This window comes from uncultured Thiodictyon sp., from assembly GCF_903828115.1.
Classification (GTDB): Bacteria; Pseudomonadota; Gammaproteobacteria; order Chromatiales; family Chromatiaceae; genus Thiodictyon.
Genome location: NZ_CAIKKU010000737.1, coordinates 1 through 7514 on the forward strand (window position 1 = coordinate 1; position 7514 = coordinate 7514).

Sequence of the window (7514 nt, forward strand, 5' to 3'; positions counted from 1 at the left end):
CGGTTTTGGGGCGGGCACGGCAACCCGGCGGCACCGGCGGACAGCGAGGCGACGGTGGCGGTGGCCTCGATTCAGACCTTGAACAGCCGCTTCGATGCCCCCGCGCTCGCCTGGCTCGCGACGCCGGGGCTGGTGGTGGTGGACGAATGCCATCACGCGATCACTCCAAGTTACACGTCGCTACTGCGCTGGCTGGACGCCGAGGCGCCCCGCCCGGGTGCGCCGCAGAAGGATGAGCCGGCGGTGATTGGCCTAAGCGCGACACCGTTTCGGATGGATGACGACGAAAGCCTGCGTCTCGCGAAGCGCTTCGATCAACGTCAGTTTCCGCATCCACGCGACCAAGAGGGATTGACCGAGCGGCTGCTCGCCGGCGGCTTCCTCGCCCGCGCCGAGCATCGACCATTGGAGAGCGACGCCACCGTGTCTGCTGATTTGCTCGATGACCTCGACAGCCTGTGGGATAGCCAAGACGGGGCGCGGTTCGATGGGGTGTTGGAGCGGGTCAATCAGGAATTGGCCACCAACGACGCGCGCAATGAGCGGCTGATCGAGGCGCTGCAAGCGAGCGACGCCCGCCAGATCCTGTTCTTTACCAACTCGGTGCGCCACGCGCAGGAGATGGCGGCCCGGTTGTGCCTGCTCGGTATCCCTGCCGCGGCGGTCAGTGGCGAAACGCCTGCCACCGCCCGGCGCTGGTTCCTGGACCGCTTCAAGTCCGGCGATCTGCGGGTGCTGTGCAATCACAGCGTGCTGACGACTGGCTTCGATGCACCACGCACGGACCTGGTGCTGATCGCCCGCCAGGTGAAGAGCCCGGTGAGCTATATGCAGATGGTCGGACGCGGCCTGCGCGGCCCGCGCAACGGCGGCACCGAGACCTGTACGATCCTGACCGTCCTCGACAATCTGGGGCGGTTCCGGGAGCGACATCCGTTCCACTATTGCCGCAGTCTCTACACCAGGCGGTAGCCTTGGCTTCCAGCGGAGCCGCACGGTAATTCCCCACCGCGCTTGCCGTCGCACCCGAGGCGAACGACGGAGAAGCCTCGGTGGACTGGCAGCAGTTCTTAGGGCGGCACGCGCAACGGTTCCGCCGCAATGCCCGCTTGAGAAGACGCTTGAGAATTCAGCGGCTTCCGCCGGGCAGGCTGCCATCGGCCACGTCCAGCGGGTAACCTCCCAATAACCCAAGGCAAAGTCCCGGAGCGTGGCCGCAAGCCCATGTTGCGCAACAGCGAGGTTGCCAGCTTGCCCCGACTTATTGAGAAACTGGCACATCTAATCGGCCACTCGCGGCATAGATCACCAACAACAACTCCGACTCGTCGATCAGGCGATAGACGGGTATGATCCCGGACAACTGCTCGGTACGCTCCAGGATGATCTGCACCCCCTCGCCCCGTCGGTCCATCATGGCGCTGCGGTCCGTCAAGCCGGCCTCCGCAGAGGGTATCGGGCAGCGCGCCAGCAGGCTCGTGATCGCCTCGTTGCGGGCAGCCTGGCGGTAAGGGAGGCTCGCGATGGTCATGGTGTTGGCGATGCCGCCGGGTGAATACAGCTCGAGCCGGTCGGCGAACAGGCGCAGCCGGATCTTCGATCCGGCGAGCGAATAGTCCCGATGGGCCACCGCGTTGACCACGGCCTCGAAGACCGCCGTCAGGTCGAACTGGGGCAGGTCCCGGCGGCCTTCGCCTTTACTGGCGGCCACCCGCATGTTCTTGCGCACGAACTGGCAGGCCGCCAGGACCTGCAGATCCAGGGGGCCGGTGAGGTCCGCGGCATCGATCTGATACCACTCATCACCCCGGGGGCGCGCCGCGGTGTCGCGATAGGCGACTGCCTGAATGAAGGCGTTGGGCAGCCAGGGGCGCGGGTCGCTGCTGCCCATCAGGACCCCGGCCACGGTCGGGCGCAGGGTCCCGGCGTCATCCGGACGGGCCATCGCGAGCTTGAATAAGAGACTGTCACGGTCATCCCTGGTCCGCGGGGTGACGAAGCGCTGCCAGAGGGGGGGATCGAGATCGTCCAGGGTCGCCCGCGGCACGACCTGTTCATCGAAGCGGATCATTCCGACCTGGCTGCGCTGTTGAAAGAGCCGGGCCAGAAACTCGGGCGGCATCTCCCGCTTGGCACTGCCGACCCGGTGCAGATAACCGCCGGGGCTCTTGTGCACGAACAGGCTGCGGGACACCTCCACCTTCAATACCGGCACCAGTTCCCCGGCCGCGGTCGGCAGGCGCCGCCGCTCGATCACCGGGGCGAGCGGCGGCGTCACTGAATCCAGGCACAGTTCACGGACAAACTGCTCGGCGCGATCCAGCCGCTCCAAGGGGATACCGATGACCTGGCGCCGATCGTCGACACCCAGGACACAGACCCCGCCGCGGCTGTTGGCGAGTGCGGCCAACTCGTCGGCAAGCCCATCGCGGTGGGGCGCGGCGACCCGCTCGCCGGCGAAGCGCATTTCCTTCAACTCCAGAAAACTGTCTTCCCCCAGGCGGATTTTCTCGAGCAATGCATCCGTATCGTCAAACATGGTTCGGACCTCTAGTCGGCACTGTCCGCCTCCGGGACCTGCGCCGCGCCCTCCTCGCCCTTGAGGAAGAGGCCGTAGCCGCACCCGCGCGCGGCGGCGATCACCAGGGCGTCGATGCCGGCCTCTTCGAGCTTGCGGCGGATATGGCCGACATGGACGTCGGCGGAACGGTTATTGGGCCCCCAGTTGGCGCGGTGCAGCAGGTCGCCCCGGCCGACCGGCCGCCCCACATGGCGCATCAGTTGGGCGAGGATGTCGGCCTGGGTCTCGGTCAGTTCCACCGGCTGGCCGCCGCCGTCGCTGCGCACCTCGCGCATGACAAGGTCCAGTACCACCGGGCCGACCCGCAGGCGCAGTTCCGGGCTCGGCACCGGACGGCGGCGGCGCAATACGGCACGCACCCGGGCGCGCAGTTCGCCCACCTCGAAGGGCTTGGTCACATAGTCGTCGGCGCCCGCGTCCAGGCCGCGGATGCGCTCGTCCGGGTCGGCGCGGCCGGTGAGGATGATGACCGCCACCGCGGTGGTCTGCGCCAGTTCCCGGGCCAGGTCCAGCCCGTCGTCGGCCCCCAGGTTGAGGTCCAGGAGCACCAGATCGGCGCCCTCGTTGCGGTAGATGCGGCGAAATTCGGCCGCGCTCGGCGCCAGCGCGGTATGGTGGCCGTCGAGCTCCAGTGAGCGGGCGATGGCCCGGGCCAGGGGGACCTCGTCCTCGACGATGATGATGCGCGCTGGTTCGGTCATGGGCGTTCCTGACAGTCGGCGTCGTGCGGACGCTGGTGCGGCGATGCCCCAGAGCGGGGCGCCGCCGCGCCCTGGTGAATAATCGTTATAAAATCAATGCCAATACCGCTGAGGGCCGCGTCACCCACGCCATTGGATACCACGGGTCCCGCGGCGGGGGCAAGGCCCGCACGCGCCAGACACCCCGGCGGCGGCGCCCCGGCGCCCGCGACACCGGAACCGGACCACCCGTCTTCATTTTGCCTGTAAGAGCGCGACCATTCCGAGCCATTTTTCTCGTTTCAGAGTGTTAAATAAACTTTACTTCACAGGGTGTCGGTGCGGCTATTACGCTGATCGCCCCCGCACGCGCAGTGCACCAGCCAGGACGCGAAGATCGCCAAATTTTTCAGTGTCATCCGGGACTGGGCCGGGCTCGTCGCCCGCGGGGTCGCGCCCGCGGCCTTGCCGGTGACTCAGGCCGCCGCCCCATTGGGGATACCGCCCGCGCGCCCGGCCACCGCCCGGCCGACCCTCTTCGCGGCCCTGTGCGCCCTGGCGTTCGCGGGCAACCTCTTTGGGGTGCCGCTGTTCTTCGGGGTCGCCTTCGTGTTCGGCTCGCTCGCCGCCCTCTTGGCGGCCCTCTGGATGGGGGTCCTGCCGGGGATGGCGGTGGCGGCGATCGGCGGACTCTATACCCTGTGGCTCTGGGGTCACCCTTACGGCCTGCTCATCTTCGTGGCGGAGGCCGGGGCCGTGGGGCTGATCCTGCGGCGCCTCTCCCTGCATGGAGAGCCGCCGCCGTTGGCCCTGGCGGACGGGCTCTTCTGGCTCTTCCTGGGCATCCCCCTGACCCTGCTGCTGCTGCATGGCCCGGCGCAGATGCCGTGGCTGCAGGCCGGACTGATTGCCCTGAAGCTCTCCACCAACGGCCTGCTGAATGCCGCCCTGGCCGGGGCGGTGGTGATCCTGGCCAATCGGCTGCGGCGGCGGCCCACCAGCGTGTCGCTGCGTGAGGTACTGTTCAGCGCCTTGCTGCCGGCGGTGCTGGTGCCGGCCTTCGCCCTGACGGTCCTCCAGACCAGCGCCGCGCGCATCCAGATGGAGGCCGGGGTCGCGTCCACGCTGGCGCTCTCCGCCGCCCTGGCCCGGGACGCCCTGGACGCGGCTGCCCCGCCCGCGCGCACCCCAGGGCTGCCGACGGCCGACGCCGGGGCGCGGTTCTCGGACGCCGGGCTGGCGGCGGTGACTGCCCGCATCCGGCAACTGGTCCCGGCGGCCCTGGGGGTCTCCATCGCGGTGGTGGATGCAGCTGGCAACACCCTGGCCGGCGCCCCATCGAGCGGCCCGGGGACCATGACGGTCCTGGACCTGCAGCGGGACCTGCACCTGCGGATACCGCGGCAGCAGGTGCAGGTACGCGTGGCCCAATGGCGGGCGGGCGAGTATTTCATGGAGCAACCGCTGGCGGCGGCCCCGGGGACGCGGCTGCTGGTGATGCTGCGCGCCGAGCCCGGAATACTGGCCCTGCAGCGGACCGTCGGTATGCAACTCCTGGTGCTCGCCGTGATCTGTCTGGGCGCCGCCCTGGGGGCCTACCACCTGAGTCGGCGCATTGCGGCGCCGATCCTGCACCTCGCGCAACAGTCCGCCGACCCCGCCCTCTTCCACGCACCGGCACCCCCGCCGCTGCCGCCGCCGGGGCTGCTGCGCGAGACCAACCAGCTCGCCGTGGCCTTCCACACCATGCTCGCTTCACTGGCGCAAGAGCAGCAGGGCCAGGAGGCCCAGCGCGCCGCCCTGACCCTCCAGGCGCATGGCCTGGAGGTCCTGCTCGATGCCGCGGCGGACCTGCCGGCCATGGCGCAGCGCCTGTGCCGCCTGGTGGACGCGCTGGTCCCCGGGCACTGGTCGGTGCTTGCCACCGGCGGCGGGCCGGTGCCGCTGCGGGTGCTGGCCGCCCCCGCCGTCGACCCGGCGCAGGTCCCGGCCGTCGCTGACCTCCTGGTCCGCACCGCGGCGCGCGGTGCGCAGGACCAGGACGACACCGCGGGGCGCCCCTATTGGACGACCCACGGCGTCGCCGTCGGGACGCCGGGGGAGGCCCCGCACGCCCTCGACCAGGCCGCGCCCCGGGCCTGCTGGTGCCACCCCATCCCCGGCCCCGGGGGCCGGTTCCAGGGGGTCTTCGCCATCTTCTCACCCGGCCCGGACGGCCCCTCCGAGCGCGAGGCGCACCTGCTGGAGGTAGCGGCCAATCTGGCCGCCATCGCCCTGCGCAATGCCGCGGAGCGCCGCGGGGTCGAGGCCGAACGGGACGCCGCGGCCCGCGCCCTGCGGCGCTACAACGCCGACCTGGAGGGCTTCTCGGACCTGATGGCTGGCTACCGCCCGCCCCACGAACAGATCCGCGCCCTGCTCGACTTCGCCTGTCACAGTCTGGGGGCAAGTGCGGCGGCACTGGGAGAAATCCAAGGCGCGAGCTACCGGTTGCTCACCAGCTTCGGGGCGGCGGGGCTCGGGATGGAACCGGTCTTGGCGCCCGGCGCGGTCCTGGCCCTGGGTGCGGCGGAGCAGGCCGGCATCCGCGACCTGGAGCGCTCCGGCGAGGCCGCGCCGGACCAGCCACCGTTGGCCCCGCGGCCCTGCGCCCTGCCCCCCCACGGCGGTTTCGCGGCCGCCGCGCTGATCCGCTGGACCGACGCCGAGGGACTGGCCCACCTGGGCGCCCTGTCCTTCGCCCCCGGCCAGGGGGTGGCCGCGGCCACGCCCGAGAAGCTCCAGGTGATCCAACTCGTGGGGCAGGGCATCGCCTCCGGCCTGCGGGAACGCGCGGTCCTGGACGGACTGCTGGCGTCGCGCCAGCGCGAGATCATCGGCCACCTCGCGAGCGGGGTCGCGCACGACTTCAACAACCTGCTGGGCGTAGTCGACATCAACCTGGACTATCTGACGGATCTCCTCAGTACCCGGGGGCAGGCCCCGGAGGTGGCCGAGGTGCTGGAGGAGACCCGGCTCGCCGCCCGGCACGCCCAGATGGTCACCGCCGGCCTGCTGTCGCTGAGCCGCGGGCGCCGGCTGGCGACCGGACCGACACCCGTCTCCGCCGTGGTGGAGCGCTTCGTCCGCACCCTGGCGCGCATCCTGCCGGCGCAGATCGAGGTGGCGACCCACATCGCCCCCGAGCTCACCGCCCTGGCGGACGAGGCCCTGCTGCAGGCCGCCCTGCTCAACCTGTGCATCAATGCCCGGGACGCCATGGGGGGGCGCGGCAGGCTCGGGATCGGCCTCACGCGCGTCACGCGCACCGTCGCCCGGCCGCTGACCCTGGGGCGCCTGGAGCCGGGCGACTATGTGGAGTTGGCGGTCTCCGATACCGGCGTCGGCATGTCGGCGGAGGTCCTGGGGCACATCTTCCAACCCCTGTTCTCGACCAAGTCGAGCGGGCGCGGCACCGGTCTCGGGCTCTTCATGGTCCGGGAGTTCGCGGACCGCTGCGGCGGCGGGGTAGCGGTCGAGACCAAACCGGGGCGCGGCAGCCGCTTCCTGGTCTATCTGCCGGTGGCCGTCGCGGCGGCCGCACCGGCGCCGGGGCCAGCCGCGGCGCCGGCGCTGCCGACGCCGCCGGCCCGGGTCCTGCTGGTGGATGACGACCCCGGCATCCGCACGGTGCTGTGCCGAATCCTGGAGAACCATGGCTTGCAGGTCGACCAGGCGGTGGATGGGGCCGCGGCCCTGGCCCTGCTGGAGGGCGGGGCGCCCTGTGACCTGGTGCTGTCGGACATCGTCATGCCGCGCATGGACGGGATCGAACTGCACCGGCGCCTCGCCCGGGCGGCCCCGGGCCTGCCGGTGATCCTGATGACCGCCGACGATCATCAGAGCGTCCAGGCGGCCGGGCTGCCGGTGGACACGGTGATTCTGTACAAACCCCTGGTGACCGAGATCCTGTTGTCACGCATCCGGGAGCGGCTGCCGCGCGGGCCTTGAGGCCGCCCGCCGCCCGGCGCGCCCAACCGCTGGTCGGAAACTGCGGCCGCCAAGCCTATGTCATTGCGGTTTTACAGTTTTTTACTGGCGTAATCGCCCCGCTGGGGCAATAGTCGACAAGCTCCCGGACCCTGATCCAGCGCCCGGTGACACGGGGTGCCATCAGAACTGATGTGGTGACCGAGATCCCGGGTACTCTGTCGTTGTCGTTGTCGTTGTCGTTGTCGTAATCGAATTATCCGACCACGATTACGACAACGACA

4 protein-coding genes are annotated in these 7514 nt (G+C 70.3%); 2 read left to right on the forward strand and 2 right to left on the reverse strand.

The features are described from left to right. The coding region (locus QZY48_RS27340) for a helicase-related protein (RefSeq protein WP_295436748.1) at positions 1-972 on the forward strand (972 nt) is incomplete at its 5' end. Positions 973-1261: 289 nt separating this feature from the next. On the opposite strand, the gene QZY48_RS27345 is transcribed toward QZY48_RS27340, so the two are convergent. Both QZY48_RS27345 and QZY48_RS27350 read right to left on the reverse strand, forming a co-directional pair. Then, complete coding sequence (locus QZY48_RS27345) at positions 1262-2539, reverse strand: ATP-binding protein (RefSeq protein WP_295436750.1); 1278 nt, start codon at positions 2537-2539, stop codon at positions 1262-1264. Between the two features lie 11 nt (positions 2540-2550). Next, positions 2551-3282, reverse strand: coding sequence for a response regulator transcription factor (locus QZY48_RS27350; RefSeq protein ID WP_295436752.1), 732 nt, complete (start codon positions 3280-3282; stop codon positions 2551-2553). 471 nt (positions 3283-3753) lie between these two features. Here QZY48_RS27350 and QZY48_RS27355 point away from each other — a divergent pair, with 471 nt between their 5' ends. Continuing rightward, positions 3754-7251, forward strand: a complete 3498-nt coding sequence (locus QZY48_RS27355) for a response regulator (RefSeq protein WP_295436754.1) — start codon at positions 3754-3756, stop codon at positions 7249-7251. Positions 7252-7514 lie beyond the last annotated feature (263 nt).

What these genes read in the sequence shown, in the direction of transcription:
- QZY48_RS27345 (WP_295436750.1), bottom strand. Translation starts at nt 2,539, where the DNA reads ATGTTTGACGATACGGATGCATTGCTCGAGAAAATCCGCCTGGGGGAA.
- QZY48_RS27350 (WP_295436752.1), bottom strand. Translation starts at nt 3,282, where the DNA reads ATGACCGAACCAGCGCGCATCATCATCGTCGAGGACGAGGTCCCCCTG.